This window comes from Bacillus sp. FSL K6-2819 (assembly GCF_038008305.1).
GTDB classification, from domain to species: Bacteria; Bacillota; Bacilli; order Bacillales; family Bacillaceae; genus Bacillus; species Bacillus amyloliquefaciens.
In genome coordinates, this window is the sequence record NZ_JBBOYV010000001.1 from 2,572,920 (window position 1) to 2,593,759 (window position 20,840).

A 20,840-nucleotide genomic window follows, 5' to 3' on the forward strand; every position below is an offset into this window, starting at 1 on the left:
AGCATATCGCCTCCAAAAAGATGTTTTTCTACAGCCTATGATGCAGGAGCAAAACGGCTTAGGCAGCTGACAGCGTCAGCGTTCCAAAACCCGCCCATTTTTTATGCCTTCAATTAAGATTCTGGCCCCTTTTGGCGTCATGTGATTTCCGGAAGGATCAATCAGTCCGGATTGGATCAGCGCCCGGTCTGTAGCTTTGCCGCCGTCCGCGCGTATAAAGTGTTTCCAGTTATCCACCAGAGGCACTTTTAACTCTTTTGCAACCTGTCTTGTAATGCCGTTATAGGAATTATGCCATTTCCTCGCTCCGCCTTTTTCTTTAAAGGCTGAGGCCTTATATCTTGAATAGTAATAGAGATGATGCGTTCCGTTTCCTTCTATAACCGGGATGCACGTCATTAAGATCGGCTTTATGCCGTGTTTTCGGCTTTCGTTTATAAAATAAGTCAGGTTTTCTTTAAACCTTTTCTTTGATACTCGCGGCTGATCTCCCGTCAAAATGCCCGCATCATTTGTTCCGAACATGATAAATAAATATTGGGGCTTACGGTCAATCACGTCGCTTTGAAAGCGCAGGCGCGCATCTTCAGTCGTCTGGCCGCCTATTCCCGCATTCACAACCGTAAGACGGCCGCGTTCCGTTGTTTTTAAAATGTTTACCCACTGCTGCGCCTTTGGATAATCACGATAATCCCAATTGGAACCGCGCGTATTGCTGTCGCCGAACGCGACAACACTTTTCTCTTTGCCTGCGGCGCATCCCGATAACAGACAGGTTATCGTAATAAAAAGAACAGCAAACTTCATTTTCTCTCCCCCCAAACCTTACATCCTATGGTACACATCTCTTTTGCGGCTTTCAACGCGGCGCTCTCTTTAATGAATATGAAAAGGGCCGGATTCCTGTCCGATCAAATCCGAAACCTTAACAAATGTGTAGCCCTGTTTTTTCAGCTGGGGAATGATTTCTTTCAAAGCCTCAACCGTCTGGCGCCGGTTTCCTCCTCCGTCATGCAGAAGAATGATATCTCCATCCCTGGCATGTGAGACAACATGCCTGACGATTTTTCCTTTTCCGGGCCTTTTCCAGTCCATCGGATCTTGGTTCCATGACCACATGATGATAAAGTAGCCCTCTTTTAAAATGCCTTTGAAAGCCGTATGATTCAGCGATCCTCCCGGCGGGCGGAATAACTTGTCCCCTTCCGGCTGAAGCGATCTGATATGCTGCGCGGAGCTGTGAAGCTCTTTTAAAATTTCTTTGCGTTTCAGCCGGTGAAAATAAACATGGTTCATCGTATGGTTGCCGATTTCATGCCCTTCTTCAATGATGCGCTTTGCCGTAATAGGGTATTTGTCTATACGGTTCCCGATACAAAAAAAGGTTGCTTTAACATTGTGCTGTTTCAACACGTCTAACACAGCCTCCGTATAGACAGGATGGGGACCGTCATCGAAGGTTAAAGATAGTTTCTTTTTTTCAGACCTTATATCCCAGTACACGTTTCCCGTCTTCTCCATGTCACTTCTTTTTAATGATTTCGCATCGGCGGACACGGCAGTGAGACTCGCGAGGACGCATATCATGATGATCAGATGAAAGCATCTCAACGTTTACACCTCCAGTAAACACTACTGTTAACGTGTCCCCTTTTTTAAAAATCATTCTGCACATTAAGTTATGTACATCACCCGCTTCTGCTGTAAGAAGCAGGTGATACTGATTTATGACAGCACCGCTTCCAGCTTGTCTTTTGTTTTCGGACCGTAAATCCCGTCAGCCTGCAAACCATTCATTGTTTGAAAACGTTTTACGGCATTGGCCGTTTTCGGTCCGTATATTCCGTCGATTCCATGATTTTTCGCATGTTTATCAGGATAAAAATAAGCGGCGGCAAGGGCTCTTTGCACTTGAGTCACCTTTTCGCCCTTTGTATAAGGGGTCGTCAGTTTAATGATTCCTGAAGGCAGCGGGTAGATTTTAGGCGCCTTATTTGCAGAGTCGTCAGTGCCGGTTATGCCTTTTTTAAAGGATTCCCAGCTGTTCAGCAGCCTGTCGGGGCAATTCTTTCCTGACCATTTTTTATGGGGAACGACGCGGTCAAGAGGTATATGATAATCTTTCATGAGCTTTTTAATGAGCCATTGCGCATTTTTCACTGCCTTATCAAAATCACCGTCAGCGTTTTCACAAATTTCAATTCCGATTGACTTCCGATTTCCTGTCCCATTTGTTCCGTCACCGGCATGCCAGCCGTTCTCATTAAGCGGCAAATGCTGATAAATCTCAGAATCATCCACCGTAAAGTGCCAGCTGACGGCAGTATCCGGCTGTTTCACATAATTTGCATGCATCTTCGCGTCTGCGCCCTTGTCCGTGTTGGACGTATTATGAATGGTAATATAGTCCGGATTCATGGCATATCCCGGCCGATTGCCGTTTGATTTCGGTATCAGGTCTTTTTTTATGGATACCATTTTATCCCCTCCCCTATTAAATAATGCAGAAACACGCTTATCGGACAGCCTGTTTTAATAGAAGGAGATAGATTTGTGCTGTATACTATTTGAAAAGAGGTGAACGTGCAAATGATAAAAAAAGGATTCAGTCTTGCCGTCATCATTGCTGTCGTGATGATCGGCTTTATGCAAAAAGACGTCTGGCTCGGCATGATTCGGGGAGGCGGAATGTACGCCGTCCTTATGAGTATCCTGCTGGTTGCAGCAGACGTATTTTTTCCGATTGTTCCATTCGCCATTATCGCGGCCTTAAATGGAGCGGTTTTTGGGATTGTAAACGGGGTGTGGATTACACTGTCCGGCGCGATGCTCGGAACAATGGCATTGTTTTTTCTCGTCCGTTACGGATTCAGAGACTGGGCCAGAAAAAAGCTGCGTGCTTACCCGGCCGCAGCCCAATATGAAGATTCATTTCATCAGCACGCGTTTACGGCGGTGCTTTTCGGGCGGCTGATTCCGATTATTCCGTCGCTTGCCATGAATACCGTCTGCGGGCTGAGTAACATACGATGGCTGATCTTTTTTTCCGCGTCAGCGCTCGGCAAAATTCCGAACATTGTGATCGTGACGGTCGCAGGCGCTTCATTTACAAGCAACAAACTGCTGTCTTTCGGGATTTACGGAATGTATATGCTCGTGTTAATGGCAGTCATTTATAAAAAGTTTCCCGGTCTTTTAAAAACAACGAAAAAATGAAGCGAGTACCGCCCCCTATTCCGGCGGTACGGCTCCTCTCATTCTGAGAACCTTTCCGTTCAATTTCGAACCGACCGCTTCCAGGTTTTTCTTTTTGTAAAATGAGAGGGCCGTTTTATTGTCCGGAGAAACTCTGAAATGATATTCCGAAACACCGTTCGTTCTGAAAAACTGATTCGCGTATTGATGGAGCTTCGTTCCGCACCCCCTTCCCCTCTGCTGCTCAGTAATATAGTAAAGGTGCACATAACCGATTTTTTGATTACCGTACGATTTGACGGAGGCTTCAAGCTGTCCGATCGGCTGCCCGTTATGAAAAAGCAGCATAAAACCGTCGGGAAAGCATTTGATTTGGGATGACAGCCATCTGAGATATTCATCCTTATTAAATTGAGCCGCCGTGCCAAAGCTGACGAGAAACGAATCTTCCCGAAATGAAACGGCCGTCTCTTTATGTTTGTTTAAATTGATTGATCCGCTTGAAATACATCGGGTGTCCTCCTTTTTGAGGCCGCAATTAAGAATGAGCATAAAACAGCTGCCAACATCAGCATAACGGCAGCGCCTGTGATGACGATATGGCGGATGGAAGAACTGACTGCCGCCGCTCCGAACACGGCCGTTATCAATATAATGAAGCCGGCTTCAACTAATGAATAAAAGCTCCCCACCCTCCCCATGATGTCCACCGGAACATTCTTTTGATAAAACGTCAGAAATCCCGTATTGGCGAATGCCAGGAAAAAAGCCAGAAAGAAAAATCCGAAAGCAGCCGTCCAAAAACCATCAGAAAGCGCATAAATCATATATCCGGCAGCTGTGAATAAAGAGCCCATTCCCATCAATAAAGAAGCCGGTATTTTTTTATTAAACAACACATTGACAAGCGCCCCTGCAATAACGCCCGCCCCAGACACACTGACAAGAAAACCGTAATCAGCATCAGTCAGCTGAAGAACCTCTTTTGCAAAAGCGACTTCAAGCGAATCAAGCGCAGACAACATAACGGTCATGACCAGACTGAATAAAAAATAAATGATCATGACGTTTCGCGCCGTTCGGCTGAAGCGATATACGAGCTTCCAGTCTTCTTTGTACACTGCAAAAGAAAGCTTCTGTCTGGGAGAATGTACATGAGGTTCATTTTCAAGGTTTGGCAGCATCATTGTGATAATACCGGAAAGCATTAAAGCTGCCGTATTCACCCAAATCGCAAAAATCGGCGTGCCGATGATAAAAAGCAGCCCAGTCGCAGCCGGTCCGAGGAGAAAAGCCCCTGATTCCAGCAACGCCCTGAGTGAATTGAATTGTTTTCTCCTTTCGGCCGGGATAAGCATCGTCACGTACGCCATGGAACATGGACGAAACATCGCATTGGCCATTTGAATCAAAAACACGATACAATAAACGGAAAACAGAGACCGTGCAGTAAACATCAGCGGCAGAACGGCAATGAATGCAGCCCGGATGAAATCAAGCGACATCATCATATTCCGTTTGTTCCACCGGTCGATGATGCTGCCCGCCCAGCCATTTGTCATCAAAACAGCCGCGGGCCTGATTAAATAGAGAATGGAAACGGCAAAAGCAGATCCCGTTTCTTTTAAGACAATGAGATTAAGAGACAAAAAATAAATCCATTCTCCAATGTTTGCTATCCCGATTCCGGTTAACAAAAGCACCGGGTACCGCCAAGACTTCCGGTTTTTCATCATATCCCCCCTCAAAAATAAAAAAACGCCCTCAAGACAATGAAGTCTTGAGGACGGGAAACAGCCCGCTATGCCACCTCAATTCGGTTTGGTGCCGGCCTTGCCGGGTACAAAGCTTACTCTGTAACAGGAGTATCTGCCGCATCATCCTCGTTTTGCATGATTCCGATGCGAAGCTAAGAGGTTTGTTTCAACACATCCATTCATACTCCTTCCCAGCTCCCGGAGCTCTCTGTCATGAATGATATCTGCCTACTCTTCTCTTCAGCGCTTTTTGCGTATATTCTTTTCGCTCTTACTTTTTTTAACAATATACAGGCTCAATCAAAAAAAATCAAGAGGCCTTCAGAAATAAAACCTGCCTTTGATTAATTTCCCTGTACAGACACAGACAGCCTGACTGCCACATACAGTTACATATAGGCTTTTGCCTACATAACTTTGTGGAGGTGAGGATGGTGACAGGTGTTTTTGCAGCGCTCGGGTTTATTGTGAAAGAACTCGTGTTTTTAGTATCATACGTGAAAAATAATGCCTTTCCACAACCGCTCTCAAATAATGAGGAGAAAAAATACTTAGACCTTATGGCTGAAGGAGATGAACACGCCCGCAATATGCTGATCGAACATAATCTCCGTTTGGTCGCCCATATTGTAAAAAAATTCGAAAACACGGGAGAAGACGCAGAAGATCTGATCTCCATCGGTACAATCGGGCTGATTAAAGGAATTGAAAGCTATTCAGCAGGAAAAGGCACGAAGCTTGCCACCTATGCCGCACGATGTATTGAGAATGAAATTTTAATGCATCTGCGCGCCTTGAAAAAAACGAAAAAAGACGTCTCCCTTCACGATCCGATCGGCCAGGATAAAGAAGGGAATGAAATAAGCCGGATCGATGTCCTCAAGTCGGAAAGTGAGGATGTGATTGACACCATTCAGCTCAACATGGAGCTTGAAAAGGTCAAAAAATATATCGACATTTTAGACGACCGCGAAAAAGAAGTCATCGTCGGCCGCTTCGGACTTGATTTAAAAAAAGAAAAAACGCAGCGCGAGATCGCAAAGGAGCTCGGCATTTCAAGGAGCTATGTCTCCCGGATTGAAAAACGCGCATTGATGAAGATGTTTCATGAGTTTTACCGGGCGGAGAAAGAGAAGCGGAAAAAGGCGAAGGGAAAGTGAGCGAAAAGCCGGATCTGACATTCCGGCTTTTTCTGTTTTTTATTATGTCAGTCATGGTGGCGGTGTTATTAAGAAACTCTTCCACACTCAATCTTCCATCATTGAACGTACTTCCTATGAAAAATGATTTTGAACCTCATAGGAACCCTTACAAGACAGGGTTTTTGTTGTTTTTTTTCATTATTCATCTCAAAAAAACCATAAAAATAAGGAGTGACATATTAGTCATGTCTAATATGTATCACTCCATTAGTTCTTGTTCAATAATCCCACCCGATTGTGGAAGATCGTTATTAAAAATTTTCAATGTTAGTTTGATTTTCATACATACTAATAAAATCTTATTTAAACTTTACAAGACAAGCTGAATTGACTATAGTCTAATTAGACTAAAATATTGATGCAAAGAAGTGAAAAATTAGATGATAAAGTCTTTTTTAATGTTGGGGCAGTCGAATATGGCGGGCCGTGGATTTTTGAATGAAGTAGATCCTATCTATAATGAAAAAATAAAAATGCTGCGCAATGGACAGTGGCAGATGATGACAGAGCCGATTAATTACGACCGTCCGGTTTCCGGCGTTGGCCTGGCGGCATCTTTTGCAGATGCATGGTCGAAAGCTCATCCCGATGAAGAAATTGGCTTGATCCCTTGTGCGGAAGGCGGCAGTTCATTGAATGACTGGCATCCGGAAGGCATCCTTTTTCAGCATGCTTTGTCCGAAGCCCGCTTCGCCCTCAGGTCCAGTCAAATTTGTGGAATCCTTTGGCACCAGGGTGAGAGTGACAGTTATCGTTCGCTACATGAAACTTATTACGAGAAATTAACTCTTATCATCGAGACGCTAAGAAACGAGTTGAAACTTGATGAGGTACCGTTGATTATTGGAGGGCTTGGTGACTTTCTTGGGAAGACTGGTTTTGGACAGCACGCGACTGAATTTCGACAGGTTAATGAACAATTGCTGCATTTTGCTAATGAACAACAGAATTGTTATTTTGTTACTGCAACAGGTTTGACTGCGAATCCTGATGGCATTCATTTAGACGCAGCTTCACAACGCAAATTCGGTTACCGCTATTTCGAGGCTTTTTCGAAAAAGCGCCATATCCTGAAACCCATTTCGGGAGAGGAGCAATCACTGAAAGTGAATGGTGACTATTCTAAAACAGAACAGATTTACCTTCATAGTATGGATTTGGCTTCGGGTAAAATCACGTACGCGGAATTTGAGGCGCGGATGGCGAAGGTGATGAAATCATAATTCCCTTACTTATCCTTGGCTTGTTAATCCAAAACCCCGGAGCTCACGGCTATGAACTTCTGGCCTTAATGGAAAAACGTCATTACAAATACATTGTTAACTTCACGAAAGGTTCATTTTATTACAATCTGCAGCAACTTGAAGAAAAGTGTTTGATTGAACAGATTCAGCAGAAACCCTCAACCAGCGGGCGTGAAATCCGTAACTTTAAAGTCACAGAAGCGGGAAGGGCAGAATTCGAAAAATTAATGATCAAATACGGCACCAAATCGGAATATGTGAACCTGCAATTTTATGGGGCGTTACTCTTTGCCGATGAATTCGACAAAAATAAATTACTGGATCTGATTCAATCACAAATCGACCAGACTAAAGCTAGAATCGAGCTCCTTGATGAATACCTGTCCATCACTCAAGAAATTCCCGGCACAATCAATTATTTTCGCCGTATGAATGAAAATTCCCGTTCACATCACTTGGTTAATTTAGAGTGGTTCGAAAAATTGAAAGCAGAAATAGAGTGACTATTGCATAATAAATATAAAACCTGTGTCGCAGATATCCAGTAACATCATTGATACAGGTTTTATACTCCTTCTTTAATTAAACCAGTAATAGGGTTGTCAACACTTGCCCCCAACAAGAGCAAGTGAATCATCTGCTGTGTGTTCTTCTTTTTCAATCCTTCGTATTAATAGTATTCAAGTAAGTCAACTGATTTTTCTCCTTCTTCCGCTATTGAACAAGCAGTGAAGGTGAACATCGTTCTCGACATAAACTAAAATTTTTTATATACCTCTGCGTAAACAACTTTCAATTGATTGATATTAAACCCCTCCAATTGGACGTTTTTCCTATGAAAAAGACCGCGAAAAAGAAGTGATCGTCGGCCGCTTCGGGCTTGATTTAAAAAAAGAAAAAACGCAACGCGGGATCGCGAAGGAGCTCGGCATTTCAAGGAGCTATGTCTCCCGGATTGAAAAACGCGCATTGATGAAGATGTTTCCGGTAACTTTTTTTAAAGATATTTGTTTGGATTCAAAAAATTCCAAAAATATATTTATATACTCCTAGCAACGCTCGCTTTAACCAATTATTGTAACCCCCCATGTTTACAGAGCTGATTAATAAACTATACGAGGGATAAACGGATAAAGCCTTCCCCTTCTTTCTGAGGAGAAAATATTAAAAGGCGGAAAGCCCTTCTCGTTATGAGAGGGCTTTTTAATACGGAGAACTCACCGAAGAACAAATCACTTGTCTGTTGTGGGATACTGCCGAAAATAAATCACTTCACAACAGACAAACTGACATTTGGATTTATTTTCTGGTTCAGTTATCTCCATCCGTTAGTTTAATTAGAATTCAGATAATCCAAGACACGATCAACTCTTTCATTGACTGAGTAATCTCCTTCAATTTTTAACAATGGACAAGATAAATCTGCCATCCAATGTTCGTGTAAAGCTCTACTTCTAACTTCCATTCCAGCATTATCATATAAAGAAGCCCACTCTAAAAATGTTTTTGATTGTTCATATTTACTGCCGCCGGCTAACACTTCGTTTCCATAACGCTGAAATTCCCTATGCCTTAATCTCTCAAGCCGTATATCTTGCGGAACCCATAAGAAGATGACAAGGTCAAAATAACTTTTTAGATCATCGCCCCAGCCGCACACTGCGCCAGAAAGAATCCATTTCTCATTGATTGTCAAGTCTTTTTCAAGCAGCTTTCTTCTTTTAGGAATTTCTCTTTTTTTAGTGAATTTATCTGTCCAATAGTAATCATCAGTATCAAGATGCGTATGAGGCAAATGCTTTGATAATGCAACACCCAATGTTGAAGTTCCGACTCCAGAGGCTCCCAGTATGTGAATATTTTTTTTCATAGTTCCCTCTCCTTATGAAGCAACGAAACTCCCTGTCCGCTGCACAAGGTTCTTACTATTATTTTAACATAAATCCCCAAAAACCTTTGCTTTGATAGGGAATCCAGATGCGTGTTAAAACCCATACTGCTTACGAAAACAGTCCTTATTAAATCGTGATTTCCCTATAATATTTAACGAATCAAATTTTAGATTACCGTCTGTAAGTTTTTTTCATCTCGAGGTATATGACCTGAAAACTGAGTTTTACCGGGCGGAAAAGGAGATGCGGAAGAAATCGAAGGGAAAATAATGTCATAGAAGCAGGTCTGAAATTCCCGCTTCTTTTCATTCCGCTAATCCCTTAATAATCGGTGCAGGCAATGTCCGCCGGCGCAATATCCATCAGAGTCGCCAAGCTCCGTCCTTTAATGGCTCCATATTATTTATCATTTATTAACCATCACACAGAATGATTAACTTTCTCTCCGACCTATTTTATATCCTCATACACTTTCTCAAAAGTCTCGATCGGCAGTGAAAACTTGGTTGTTTTCTCGTTACGATAATTGATCACGATCTCAATTTGATTATTTTTTTGTTCAAACTCAATAAGCGCATTCTCCCTTTTATCTCTGATTGAAATGATACAATTTCCATTTTTCTTTTCCTTTTTCTTATAAATGTAATTCACCTTAACTCTCCTTTCGTTGATCGACAAAAGGTTTCTGAATAAGGAAGCTCCTCAAAAAAAGGATCTAAACTTTTATCAAGTTTGATCCTTTTCCCTTTTTAGTCATTTCTCCGTGAACGTTTATAGACATTCATGGTTACCAGCCAGCTCATAACGATGATTCCTGCAAAAAGAATCAGCATATTACTGTACAAATAAGCGGAATGATCAGCGTTAACAGGCAGCAGCATTTGATCCAGCAAGCGGATTGATAATAAACCGCCTGTCATCGCAATGCCCGTTCCCTCTGATAAAAAGCTCGTAAAATTTAGCAGACTCATTCCGACGCCGGCTTCCTTTTGTTTCAAACTGCCAGACACAATTGTAGATATAACCGTTTTTGTGAAGGAGAGCCCCCCAAAAACAAAAACGATTATAACGGTCATGAGCCAGGGTGTGGCATCTATAAAAAAGGCAGCGATTAAAAAACTGGAAGACATCAATACAATTCCAATGGTCAGCACATACAAAGAACCTTTCCGATCAACAAGCCATCCTCCAATGTAACCGAAGATGATGACGCTCATCGTTCCGGGAAACATAATCCCGCTTCCAATTGCCGCAGTACTTAAATGGTGAACATCTTTCATCATATAAGGAACCATAGACACAAATCCTGCTGCAGTGCCGAATATCAGTCCGCCGCAAAGGACGCCAATCATAAACAAGACATTTTTCCCCAGTGCAGGGTCAACAAAAGGTTCTTGAGTTTTCCTAATATGTTTTACAAATATCAGGAAAGCTAGAATACTGATGATCAGAAAAGATAGTCTATATGATGTCGTAAACAGCATAAAAAACACGACACCTGCAGACATTAATATAATCCCCGTCATATCAAAGCGCCCGCTGATTCTTTCTTCCTTTTCCAGCAGTTTCATCAGGAATGGAACAGTAATCATTGTTGCTGTTGGAATAAGCAGCAAATATGACCAATGAATATAATGAGCGATCATTCCGCCAATAGCTGGTCCGACACCTTCCCCCATTGCCACCAAAGACCCGATCAGACCAAATGCTTTCCCCCTGTTTTCTTTCGGAATATAGCGCACTACTGCAACCATCACAAGAGCCGGGAATGCGGCAGCACCAGCCCCTTGAATAAACCGTGCCAGAATGAGGACAGGAAAGAAAGAGTGTCCGACAAATCCAATGATCGATCCGAAGCCATTTACCATAATCCCAAATAGGAGCAGCTTTTTGATCCCCAGCTGATCTGATAACTTTCCATACAGAGCAGTTCCGATGGAAAAGGTTAACATAAAGGCTGTGTTTACCCAGTTTGCACTCGCCGGCAGTTTATGAAAATCGTTGGCGATATCAGGTAATGAGACGTTCAAAACCATTTCATTTAATACGCTGAAAAATGACAGAACACAAAGCCAAATGAACACTTGATTGTGCCGTAAAGTTGACTGTGAATAAGGCGTATTCACAATTTCCCCTCCATTAATGAGGGCAGACGCAGTTTATAGGGCCATTGATACGCTTCCCTCTTTTAATTGCACCCTGTTCTTTTTTTTACACTTCATACATAACTCCCCCTGCATTGATTGATATATCTTATTATATACAGACTAAGGTATAGAACAATAAGGCTCGAGTGCGAAAAAAAGAAAAATCCTCAATCCGATATTATGAAACATTGCGACACACACCCGCTGTATGAACAAGATGACCAAACATCAAATACTGTTATATTTAAAATGTACAGTACCAAAAAACCGCAATTTCATTTGCTGTTGAAAAATTGGAATAAAGCATTGCATCGACCGCTCCTATGACAAAGTTATTTTTGGCATAAAAATGACAAGCTGAAACATAAGGTTCAGCAAATATCTCCTCTGTATATGTCCAAACATTGTTTTCAAATGAAGGGATAATTCTCCCTGAAACATATTGAATCGAGTCATTTTAGTTATCATAATAATCACCTTCCTGCATTTACTGACCTCACTTTACATCTTTTGAACTGTACTGATTAATTCGTCTGCATGTCATGGACACCGGTTTAACAACTTTAAGACTAAAACAAAAAAGATACCAACATCGATTGGTATCATCTATTCATTCGAGCCCTTACAACAAAAGCCTATTTCGGAGCGTCCAAACCAAATGTTATCCATTCCTCTTTTGCCGGACCATAAATACCCGGAACAGTTAAACCTGCTTGTCTCATAAGGACAGTCATTTGTCCTCGGTGGTGACTTTGATGTTGAATTAAAAACATCAAAAGTGAACCATTTGGCAATTGCTGACCAATAAAGTTGATACATTCTTGCAGGGTATTGTCAGTCCATTGCGTTTTTAACGCCTGTACAAATGCATTACTGGCTTGATGATAGCTGTCAGCTATAAACTGAGCAGAAGCGGGAACAGGATAATCTTCAGCTGGGGCATGAAACGTTAAGTTGGTGTTTGAGGTAATGATGTGAATAGCAGCAACAGTATGCCAAGCAATACGGCCTAAAGTCCAATGTTGTGAAGTGATTTCTTGTTTAAGTGATTCATCAGTCAGCTGATTCAGCAGTTTCTGTGTCGCACCGGCTTCGAACTCCCAAGATTTCAAAAAATGGTCTAAGGTTTGAAACACAAAAATCCTCCTTCCTTTTTTGTTTTTCTATGTATCTACAGTTCAATTATAGTGTTTCGTTTAGTTAAAAAGAACAGAACTTTATACCAACATGATTTAAGAAAAAAGGCTTTGCCTCAGTTTCAAATGCTTAGAAAGTTTCCGCTGATGGAGCTCCTGATGGTGATGTGACAGATTTTAAAAGGATATAATTGAGGAGTGAATCTTCATAAAGAAAAAACGATAAATTCCTGTTACAGGACGAACGAGATCCAGAATATGAATAAGTTTGAAGATAAAGAATAATTAACTCTGCTCCAGCGTATACAAAAATGCTTGTTCATACCCCTGCTTTCTCATTGTTTCTGCAGCGCTAATATTCTCATAATCGTGTGCATGACGCTGCTTTCCTCATTTGATTTGATGACAAAGTGCGCCGCATCTTTTATTTCGTCAATGGCGTTCTTGACCGCAAAGCTGTAGGATGCCGCTTCCATCAACTCTCTGTCATTGCGGCCGTCTCCGAATGCCATTGTCTCATCAGGCGAAACTCCTAATAATCGCTGCAGTTCTTGTACTGTTGTTCCTTTATGTATTCCGATATTTGAAATGTCGATCCAGGTATCTTCTGATGCTACGATATAAAACTGGTGAAAAAATTCATGCAGCTTTTCTCTCGTTTCCGGGCAGTTGCCGTGAGGGTCATGAACCGTAATTTTGATAAAGTCGTCTTTTATCTCAGTAAAATCAGCTATTTTCGTTACATGTGCATAAGAGGCATTTACATATCTCATTTCACTTTCAGACAAGTTTTCTTTTACCATCGCGCCTTTTTTTGTGCATGCAATAATGCTGTGCCCGCAGCTGATTTTTTCTAAAGCCTCTATAATTGACAGTCCCGCTTTATTGCTGATCAAAGATTCATATACAAATTTGCCGTTCTTTTTCATACGTGTGGCACTGTCTCCTAAAATCCAAAAATCTTTCGCATCTTCTCCGAACAACGCTTCAACCCTTTCACACTGCTTTCCGGTACAGATGGCGAAGGCGACACGCTGTTCCTCCATTACTTTTTTTGTCTTTTCAAATAACGTTCTGTCAAAGCTGCCTTGATTATTTAAAAACGTGCCGTCTAAATCCGTAATGACTAATTTAATCATCGTTCAGCACCTCCGCAGTTGAACCCTGTCTCTTTCAGACAAAAGGTTTTTCATATTTTAGAATGGAATCAATCGCGTTTAAGACCCCTTCTTCGTTATTTGATTGCGTGATATGCGCGGCAGCCTGTTTAATGCTTTCTTGAGCGTTATCCATTGCGACTCCGTATTTCACAGCGGACACCATCTCCAGGTCATTACCGCTGTCTCCAAAGGCCGCGCATTCTTCATTATTGATTCCCCATTGTTCCTGAAGAAGCTGAATCCCGCTTGCTTTATGAAGCCCGGGTATGATCAGATCTATGTCACCGTGTCCGCTTGATACAGGCGTCACAAAAGATCCGATGGTGCTTTTCAAATGGCTCAGCAGTGCGGAACAATGTTCGGCGGGAAAGCTGACGGAAAATTTAAAGATGTCATCATTGATGTTTTCAAAATGCGGCACCCTTTTTAACACATAATAATACTTACTGGCATGCAGATATTCATCTTCACTGGCATTTTCATGAATATACGCGCTTTTTTTCCCGCAGACAATGACGTTTTTCACTTCATACTGCTCTAAAGCACGGATTACTGCTTTTATTGTGTCTTCAGACATTTTACCCGCGAATAATTCTTTTCCGGCATTCACGACGAGAGCGCCATTTTCGGCAACGAAAGCAATTTCATTCCCGATTTCCGGAAAGAAGGATATAAGCTGCGCATATTGGTTTCCGCTCGCTACGGCAAAATGAATTCCCCGTGCTTTTAATTCACGATACTGGTTCATAAAACGCTCTTTGTTATATGCCATTTCATCATTCAGAAACGTTCCGTCCATATCAACCGCTATCAGTTTAATACTCATATCGTCCTCCTTTTTTCAGCCGCTCCCATTCAAATAATGCGTATGAACGAATTATATCCGCAGTTGATCCGTGACGTAAACGTTTGACGACGCCTTGTTTTGAATGACACAAAAAGTGATTTGTCACATGAATATAACACTATGTAATATGTTACGATTAGATGTACGGTCACTATTCTCATAAAAAGGAGAATCCCCCTGCATGTTCACACACGAAATGATTGCTTCATTTAACGAGCTTGAAACTTCTTTATACAATTACATCTGCCAAAACAGCGAGAAAGCCGTCTATATGCGAATCCGTGAATTGGCAGATGAAACCCACGTATCTACGGCTTCTATATTACGTTTCTGCAAAAAAATAAACTGCGAAGGATTTTCGGAGTTTAAGGTCAAGCTCAAAATGTATGCTGAAGCTGATAAAAAAACAACTTTAAAGAGCTCCCATCATTCCGTTACCGAGTTTTTTGAAAGAACAGTAAGCGGTGACATGGAAGAAAAGCTGAAGGAAGCAGCCGCCCTTGTGGCCGATGCAGAAAACGTCATTTTTATCGGAGTGGGCAGTTCAGGAATTCTTGCCGAATACGGAGCCAGATATTTTTCATGCTTAGGGAAACTTTCAATGTATATTAAAGATCCTTACTTTCCGGTCCATTCCCATTTCCGCCATAACAGCATAACAATCGCTCTGTCGGTTTCAGGTGAAGGCCATTCTACGGTGACTCACCTGAATCAGCTGAAGCAAGAAGGCAGCCGGGTCATCAGTATTACAAATCATAAACATTCAACCATTGCCAAAATGTCCGATGTGAATCTGTCATATTACGTGACGGAAGAATGGGTTGAAAATGCGAAAATCACCACCCAAATCCCCGTTATGTACATACTTGAATCTATGGCTCGGAAATATACAAATTGAGAGATTAAATCTTGAGCACCGATGCGCTATGGGAATCTTTCGTGGTTAATCATCATGAAACATATTTAGCTGCCGACACTTCCGTAAATACCGTTAAGAAACCCCTCTCTGATGGCAGAGAAGGGTTTTGAAAATTACAGATGAGACACGATACATTCTGAATGTCCCGTAAGTTTATATTCTCCCAAACCGGAAGGCAGGAGAATATGATCACCTTTTTTAAAGTGATGTTCTTGCTCGCCGGTAACCATCATTCCTGCGCCTTCGATTACACTGACAAGAAGGAAGGGATGATTCTGGAATAGATTTGCTTCACCTTTTACATCCCACTTTTCGACTGAAAAATAAGGACATTCTATTAATATAGCTGCGAGCAGATCATCCGTTTGTTTATATTGAACAGTCGGCCGTTCACGGAATGATGGAACGTCTATGACTTCTGCACTTTTTTCCAAATGGAGCTCGCGCGGCCTGCCGTCTGCATCCTTTCTTCCGTAATCATATAATCTGTAAGTCGTATCTGAATTTTGCTGCGTTTCTAAAATGAGTGTGCCCTTCCCGATCGCGTGAACTGTGCCGCTTGGAACAAAGAAGAAGTCTCCCGGCTTTACCTTAACTCTGTTCAGGAGCCTGTCCCATTCTCCGCGCTCAATCATGGATACCAGCTCTTCTTTTGTTGTTGCATTGTGGCCGAAAATAATCTCCGCATCTTTTTCACAATCAATGATATACCAGCATTCGGTTTTTCCAAGTTCTCCGTTCTCGTGCATTTTGGCAAAGTCATCATTCGGATGCACCTGAACCGACAGGTCTTGGGCTGCATCTAAAATTTTTGTAAGAAGAGGAAAACGGTCCCCTTCAAGGTATCCGAATAAATCTCTGTGATGCTCCCATAATTCACCGAGCGTACATCCTTTATACCTTCCGTTTTGCACTGTGCTCTGCCCATTTTGATGAGCGGCGAATGCCCAGCACTCCCCTGTCCGCTCTGACGGAATATTATAGTGAAAAGCACGCAAGGCGGTGCCTCCCCACATTCTTTCTTTGAAAACCGGTTTGAAAAATATCGGTTCAATTGACATGATCATCCCCCGCTTTATTCGATTTCATCCAGAAGCTCAAACGCCTCTTCTTTTGTCTGTACGGAGAGCAGCCTTTTCCGATAGTTGTCATCCATCAGTTTTCGGGATAACATCTGCAATATTTTCAAATGCTGATTTCCGCCGCTTTCTTTCGGTACGGCAATCATAAAAATCAGTTTTGCATCGGATCCATCCAGGCTGTTCCAGTCAACACCTGAACGCTTTATCCCGAATGCGACACTCGGTGTTCTGACGGCTTCAGACTTTCCGTGCGGAATTGCGATATTCATACCTATCGCTGTGGTTCCCTGCTGTTCACGGCTCAAAATTGCTTGTTTAAATCCGCTGTCAGAAAGCAGCATGCCTTTACGGGACAATTTCTGAATCATTTCATCGATAATGTCATCCCTGGTTTCTCCGGTTAAATGCGGTTCAATCAGGTCTGTGCTGATAATGTCAGTTAATTTGCTGATGTCAGTCATCCCGCCTTTTTGACTGGCCTGAGATTGTTCCTCGGTTTCTTTTGCCGCTGCAGCTGTATTTGGTTCGGCAGCCGGCGGAGCTTCCCCGGGCACGGGGGATTTCGCCATATCTTTTTTCAGTACATTAACCAACAGAGCGGTGACAAGAGAACCTGCTGTTACAGCGATAAAAAACATTAATACATGATCAACTGCCCCAAGCACGGCAACTATAGGGCCGCCGTGTGCCACTCTGTCTCCCACATGGCCGATCATCGCGATCACCGAGCCGGTCATAGAACCCGCCATAATACTCGGGATTACACGAAGGGGGTCTTGGGCTGCAAATGGAATAGCTCCTTCCGTGATACCGAAAAGGCCCATTGTAAATGAAGCCTTTCCCATTTCTCTTTCTGATGCGGCGAATTTTCTTTTTCCTAAAAACGTCGCAATTCCAAGCCCTATCGGCGGTATACAGATGGCAACGGCAATCGGCCCCATAATTTCATAATTTCCTTCTCCGATCATTGCCGATCCGAAAAGAAACGCCACCTTGTTTACGGGACCGCCCATATCAAAGGAGATCATCGCTCCCAAAATCAATGCCAGGAGAATTGAGCTCGAACCTTTCATTCCCGCCAGCCAAACCGTTAAAGATGCGAAAATTTGAGCTACGGGGGCACCGATCAAAAATACAAACGCCAAACCGACAATCAGTGAAGCAAACACCGGAATAATAATGATCGGCATAATCGGCTGGATAGCTTTTGGGACTTTACATTTTTTGATTCCAAGCGCCGCATACCCCGCCAAAAACCCGGCAATGATTCCTCCGAGAAATCCTGCGCCGCTTGCGCTGTCGTAAAAGCTTCCGGATGCCGCAATATATCCGCCGATCATTCCGGGGACCAGCCCTGGCTTATCGGCGATGCTGAACGCGATATATCCGGCTAAAATCGGGATCATGAATGAAAAAGAAGCACTGCCGATCTGTTCAATCGTTTTCCAAAAAGACTCATCCGGAATGACTAAGCCCTTTGGTGTTTTTTCTCCTCCAAGCGTTAATGCAACCGCTATCAATAAACCGCCGACTACAATAAAGGGGACCATAAAAGAAACGCCGTTCATTAAATGGCGGTAAATCGGGTTTTGTTTTTTTCCCTGCTGACTTCCAGATTCAGCTTTTGAAGCTGATTGATAGACGGGCACTTCACCGCTCAGTGCTTTTTGAATTAATTCTTCCGGTTTGCGGATGCCGTCCTGAACTCCGACAGCGAGCAGCTTTTTTCCTGTGAACCGGTCTTTATTCACCGAACGATCCGCAGCGATAATGATTGCGTCTGCTTCCCGGATGTCCTCTTCAGTCAGCTTATTTTCCACCCCGATTCCGCCCTGGGTTTCCACTTTGATCTGAACGCCTAATCTGCCGGCTGCTTTTTGCAAATTTTCGGCAGCCATATACGTATGGGCAATGCCGTTCGGACATGATGTAATCGCTAACAGTTTCATATAAATCCTCCTCTGCCGTTTGAATATCAAGATCTTGTCTCAACTTTATACTGAATTCATACCTTAATTAGCGCGTTTTTTTACCATAAGTTCCGGAAATAACGGCATTTTTCCCTATAAACAGAAAAAAAGCAGGGAGCCATTCCCTGCTTTTAATAGTTTAAATAAGATAAAAACGTCATCACATTTTTTTCTTCCGTCAGTTTTTGAATCAATGCCGGCTGCTCGCTGAGATAGGAAAGCTCACTGAATAATTGCTTTACCATGTTTTGATCCTCATGTTTGACGGCAAGCATAAAAACGAGCGACACTTTTTCCGTCCCCCATTCAATCGGCTCTTTTAAAGTGGCGATTGCAATGGCTGATTGTTTGATATATTTGGAGTTAGCGTGAGGAATGGCAATACCCGCCCCGATATTTGTCGCCGACATTTTTTCTCTCATTACTGCATGAATGCCATACTCTTTTTCTACATAGCCTTTCTCATACAAAGCACGTGCCAGCTGTTCAATGACCTGATAGCGGTGCTCTGTCTCTTGCTGTAAAAAAACGAGAAACGGAGTCGTATCATTCAGCATTTTGAACGTTTTTTGCTCCCGGCGGTGCGATGTATCAAGCTGTCCAATAAATGCGCTGAGCTTTTTTTCATCAGCAGGCTCCAAAAGCGGTGAAACGACAATATGAGGGTTCGTTACATTTCCAAGTTCTATCGTAGAAATGACGAAATCTATCTCTTTATGCTTTTTGATATACTCTGCCAGCTCCGCTTTTGCGATGCAGTCTATTACGGTAATGTCATGAAATTTCCGTTCAATTTTAGTCCGCAGCAATTGTGACATACCAATGCCCATATGGCAGACGATGATCGCCCTTTTATGGCTGTCACTGCTTCGGCGCAGACGCTCGATCGCTGCCTGAAAATGCAGCGTCAAATATGCCGCCTCTTCTTCAGGAATATAAAGATCAAATGTTTGATTGATGTCTTCCAAGACGTCGATGATAAGATGAAACAAATAAGGGTACATTTTTTTGATGTCGTTAAGCATGGGGTTTGAAACAGAGAGATCATAGCTCAGCCGCTTCAGCACCGGATCGAGATGGATGTTCAATCCGTTGATCAATTCTTGGTCTTTATGGAAATCCAGCATTTTCAGCTCTGAAACACGATTGATTAAATGCCTGACGACTTTGGGAAGCTCGGAATCTTCAAGATCAAGCTTCTTTTCTTGCTGCAATGGATAGCGGACTTTCCCGCCTATAATATGTAAAGTTAAATAGACGGCTTCTTCCTCAGGAAACCGGATGGCAAATACCGGCTCAAGCCGTTTTAAACAAGCCCGTGTCCATTCATATTCTTTCTTCTTTTTTACTGCGTCCAGCTGTCTTGCAGAAATCGCGATCGGCTGCTTCATTTTGATCCGGCGGATTGTCAGCAATGTATGCAGCAGCAAACTTTCAAATGTTTCATCCGTGAAATAGATAGAATGGGTTTTTTGTAATAATTTAATTTCTTTTCTCACAAAATCCGCTTCATGGCTTAAGAACTTACTTTTTATAAATTGGCTTGTAAACTCCGTATTATCAGTCAAATCCGAAATTCGCGCCAATGCTTTTCTTTTATTTTTTTCGTCCCCTTCAATCTTTAATCCGAGGCGCTGTTTAGAAACCAGCGTGAGGCCAAATCGCTTCAGCCACTTTTCAACCGCATTTACATCCTTTTTAATGGATGCTCTGTTCACAAAGTGCTGCGCGGCTAATTCTTTTGCAGAAACAGGCTTTGAATTCATTAATAAATCATAAGCAATGTGAAGTATTCTTTCTTCATCGGTCTTATGCCTGCAAGTGAAATGCTCATTATACATTTGCCGGCTTAACCATGACCTTTCCTGTTCTGATATATGTAAATAGACGCCTAATCCGGGTTTTCGGATCAGCTGAGCGTGAGAATGTTCATTCAGGAAATCCTCAATCGTTTTCAAATCATTCCTGATCGTCTTTTCAGAACATCGGACCCTGTCTGCGAAATCTTGCACAACTAAGCAGTCATCAGGTTCAGATAACAACAGATACAAAATCTCTTTCTGTCTTGAATTCATGTCTTTCATCTGTTTTTCTATCCTTCCTGTCCGTTTCCGCTTGAACAATTGTGATAGTATAAATATACTGCGCATACGAAACCGTTTACATTATATAGCGGAACAAAAGAGTAAAAAGTTTTGTTTTTTACCGCAGCTTCCGGAAAAATCATGTTTTATACAGTCATTGGACGACAAAACACCAATCGTTTTTAAACGATTGGTGTCGGCAGTG

At 42.4% G+C, this 20,840-nt stretch carries 20 protein-coding genes and 2 pseudogenes; 6 read left to right on the forward strand and 16 right to left on the reverse strand.

Annotated elements, in window-relative coordinates; genetic code table 11:
• Window positions 1-75: 75 nt before the first annotated feature.
• The 3 genes from MHH91_RS13455 to MHH91_RS13465 form a co-directional block, all read right to left on the reverse strand.
• Entirely contained in the window at window positions 76-807 is a 732-nt protein-coding gene (locus MHH91_RS13455; protein ID WP_038462936.1) for an SGNH/GDSL hydrolase family protein, read from the reverse strand.
• Between the two features lie 69 nt (window positions 808-876).
• On the reverse strand, window positions 877-1,611 hold the full coding sequence (locus tag MHH91_RS13460) for a polysaccharide deacetylase family protein (RefSeq protein ID WP_014470713.1): 735 nt from the start codon (window positions 1,609-1,611) through the stop codon (window positions 877-879).
• Between the two features lie 114 nt (window positions 1,612-1,725).
• Entirely contained in the window at window positions 1,726-2,478 is a 753-nt protein-coding gene (locus tag MHH91_RS13465) for a peptidoglycan recognition protein family protein (RefSeq protein WP_014470714.1), read from the reverse strand.
• A gap of 111 nt (window positions 2,479-2,589) precedes the next feature.
• Between MHH91_RS13465 and MHH91_RS13470 the strand changes: the two genes are divergently transcribed.
• The gene (locus tag MHH91_RS13470) at window positions 2,590-3,216 is read left to right on the forward strand and encodes a TVP38/TMEM64 family protein (protein ID WP_014470715.1); all 627 of its coding nucleotides are present in this window, start codon (window positions 2,590-2,592) and stop codon (window positions 3,214-3,216) included.
• A gap of 15 nt (window positions 3,217-3,231) precedes the next feature.
• Here MHH91_RS13470 and MHH91_RS13475 read toward each other — a convergent pair whose 3' ends face one another.
• Entirely contained in the window at window positions 3,232-3,747 is a 516-nt protein-coding gene (locus MHH91_RS13475; protein WP_014470716.1) for a GNAT family N-acetyltransferase, read from the reverse strand.
• Window positions 3,678-4,928: an MFS transporter gene (locus tag MHH91_RS13480; protein WP_014470717.1), complete on the reverse strand. Its 1,251-nt coding sequence runs from the start codon at window positions 4,926-4,928 to the stop codon at window positions 3,678-3,680. The genes MHH91_RS13475 and MHH91_RS13480 overlap by 70 nt, the downstream gene beginning before the upstream one ends.
• Window positions 4,929-5,383: 455 nt before the next feature.
• On the opposite strand from MHH91_RS13480, the gene sigK reads away from it, so the two are divergent.
• The 4 genes and pseudogenes from sigK to MHH91_RS13500 form a co-directional block, all read left to right on the forward strand.
• Window positions 5,384-6,112, forward strand: a complete 729-nt coding sequence (sigK, locus tag MHH91_RS13485) for an RNA polymerase sporulation sigma factor SigK (protein ID WP_014472115.1) — start codon at window positions 5,384-5,386, stop codon at window positions 6,110-6,112.
• Between the two features lie 422 nt (window positions 6,113-6,534).
• The gene (locus MHH91_RS13490) at window positions 6,535-7,377 is read left to right on the forward strand and encodes a sialate O-acetylesterase (RefSeq protein WP_014470721.1); all 843 of its coding nucleotides are present in this window, start codon (window positions 6,535-6,537) and stop codon (window positions 7,375-7,377) included.
• Window positions 7,374-7,901 carry a PadR family transcriptional regulator gene (locus MHH91_RS13495; protein WP_038462939.1) on the forward strand — a complete coding sequence of 176 codons (528 nt, stop codon included), beginning with the start codon at window positions 7,374-7,376 and terminating at the stop codon, window positions 7,899-7,901. The genes MHH91_RS13490 and MHH91_RS13495 overlap by 4 nt, the downstream gene beginning before the upstream one ends.
• 340 nt (window positions 7,902-8,241) lie before the next feature.
• Window positions 8,242-8,451, forward strand: a pseudogene (locus MHH91_RS13500) (sigma factor-like helix-turn-helix DNA-binding protein); the annotation flags it as partial.
• A gap of 280 nt (window positions 8,452-8,731) precedes the next feature.
• Here the strand turns inward: MHH91_RS13500 and MHH91_RS13505 are convergent.
• The 8 genes and pseudogenes from MHH91_RS13505 to MHH91_RS13535 form a co-directional block, all read right to left on the reverse strand.
• Window positions 8,732-9,268, reverse strand: a complete 537-nt coding sequence (locus MHH91_RS13505; protein WP_014470724.1) for an ATP-binding protein — start codon at window positions 9,266-9,268, stop codon at window positions 8,732-8,734.
• Window positions 9,269-9,740: 472 nt separating this feature from the next.
• Window positions 9,741-9,941 carry a hypothetical protein gene (locus MHH91_RS13510; RefSeq protein ID WP_014470725.1) on the reverse strand — a complete coding sequence of 67 codons (201 nt, stop codon included), beginning with the start codon at window positions 9,939-9,941 and terminating at the stop codon, window positions 9,741-9,743.
• Window positions 9,942-10,039: 98 nt separating this feature from the next.
• Complete coding sequence (gene tet / locus MHH91_RS13515; RefSeq protein WP_014472119.1) at window positions 10,040-11,416, reverse strand: Tet(L)/Tet(K)/Tet(45) family tetracycline efflux MFS transporter; 1,377 nt, start codon at window positions 11,414-11,416, stop codon at window positions 10,040-10,042.
• A 33-nt stretch (window positions 11,417-11,449) separates the two neighbouring features.
• Window positions 11,450-11,512, reverse strand: a complete 63-nt coding sequence (locus tag MHH91_RS20845) for a tetracycline resistance efflux system leader peptide (RefSeq protein ID WP_151907782.1) — start codon at window positions 11,510-11,512, stop codon at window positions 11,450-11,452.
• Window positions 11,513-11,681: 169 nt separating this feature from the next.
• Window positions 11,682-11,876 (reverse strand): annotated as a pseudogene (locus tag MHH91_RS13520) (hypothetical protein); the annotation flags it as partial.
• 196 nt (window positions 11,877-12,072) lie between these two features.
• Window positions 12,073-12,573 (reverse strand): DinB family protein, encoded by a 501-nt coding sequence (locus MHH91_RS13525; RefSeq protein ID WP_014470728.1) that lies wholly within the window; start codon window positions 12,571-12,573, stop codon window positions 12,073-12,075.
• A 335-nt stretch (window positions 12,574-12,908) separates the two neighbouring features.
• Entirely contained in the window at window positions 12,909-13,712 is an 804-nt protein-coding gene (locus MHH91_RS13530) for a Cof-type HAD-IIB family hydrolase (RefSeq protein WP_014470729.1), read from the reverse strand.
• A gap of 34 nt (window positions 13,713-13,746) precedes the next feature.
• Window positions 13,747-14,559 carry a Cof-type HAD-IIB family hydrolase gene (locus MHH91_RS13535; RefSeq protein ID WP_014470730.1) on the reverse strand — a complete coding sequence of 271 codons (813 nt, stop codon included), beginning with the start codon at window positions 14,557-14,559 and terminating at the stop codon, window positions 13,747-13,749.
• Between the two features lie 202 nt (window positions 14,560-14,761).
• Here MHH91_RS13535 and MHH91_RS13540 point away from each other — a divergent pair, with 202 nt between their 5' ends.
• A complete protein-coding gene (locus MHH91_RS13540; RefSeq protein ID WP_014472122.1) occupies window positions 14,762-15,478 on the forward strand; it encodes a MurR/RpiR family transcriptional regulator in 717 nt (238 codons plus the stop codon).
• 134 nt (window positions 15,479-15,612) lie between these two features.
• Here MHH91_RS13540 and manA read toward each other — a convergent pair whose 3' ends face one another.
• The 3 genes from manA to MHH91_RS13555 all read right to left on the reverse strand — a co-directional run bounded on the left by manA (window position 15,613) and on the right by MHH91_RS13555 (window position 20,635).
• Window positions 15,613-16,560 carry a mannose-6-phosphate isomerase, class I gene (manA, locus tag MHH91_RS13545; protein WP_014470732.1) on the reverse strand — a complete coding sequence of 316 codons (948 nt, stop codon included), beginning with the start codon at window positions 16,558-16,560 and terminating at the stop codon, window positions 15,613-15,615.
• Between the two features lie 14 nt (window positions 16,561-16,574).
• Window positions 16,575-18,530, reverse strand: coding sequence for a fructose-specific PTS transporter subunit EIIC (locus MHH91_RS13550; protein WP_014470733.1), 1,956 nt, complete (start codon window positions 18,528-18,530; stop codon window positions 16,575-16,577).
• A 152-nt stretch (window positions 18,531-18,682) separates the two neighbouring features.
• Window positions 18,683-20,635 carry a BglG family transcription antiterminator gene (locus tag MHH91_RS13555; protein ID WP_014472123.1) on the reverse strand — a complete coding sequence of 651 codons (1,953 nt, stop codon included), beginning with the start codon at window positions 20,633-20,635 and terminating at the stop codon, window positions 18,683-18,685.
• Between the last annotated feature and the right edge of the window lie 205 nt (window positions 20,636-20,840).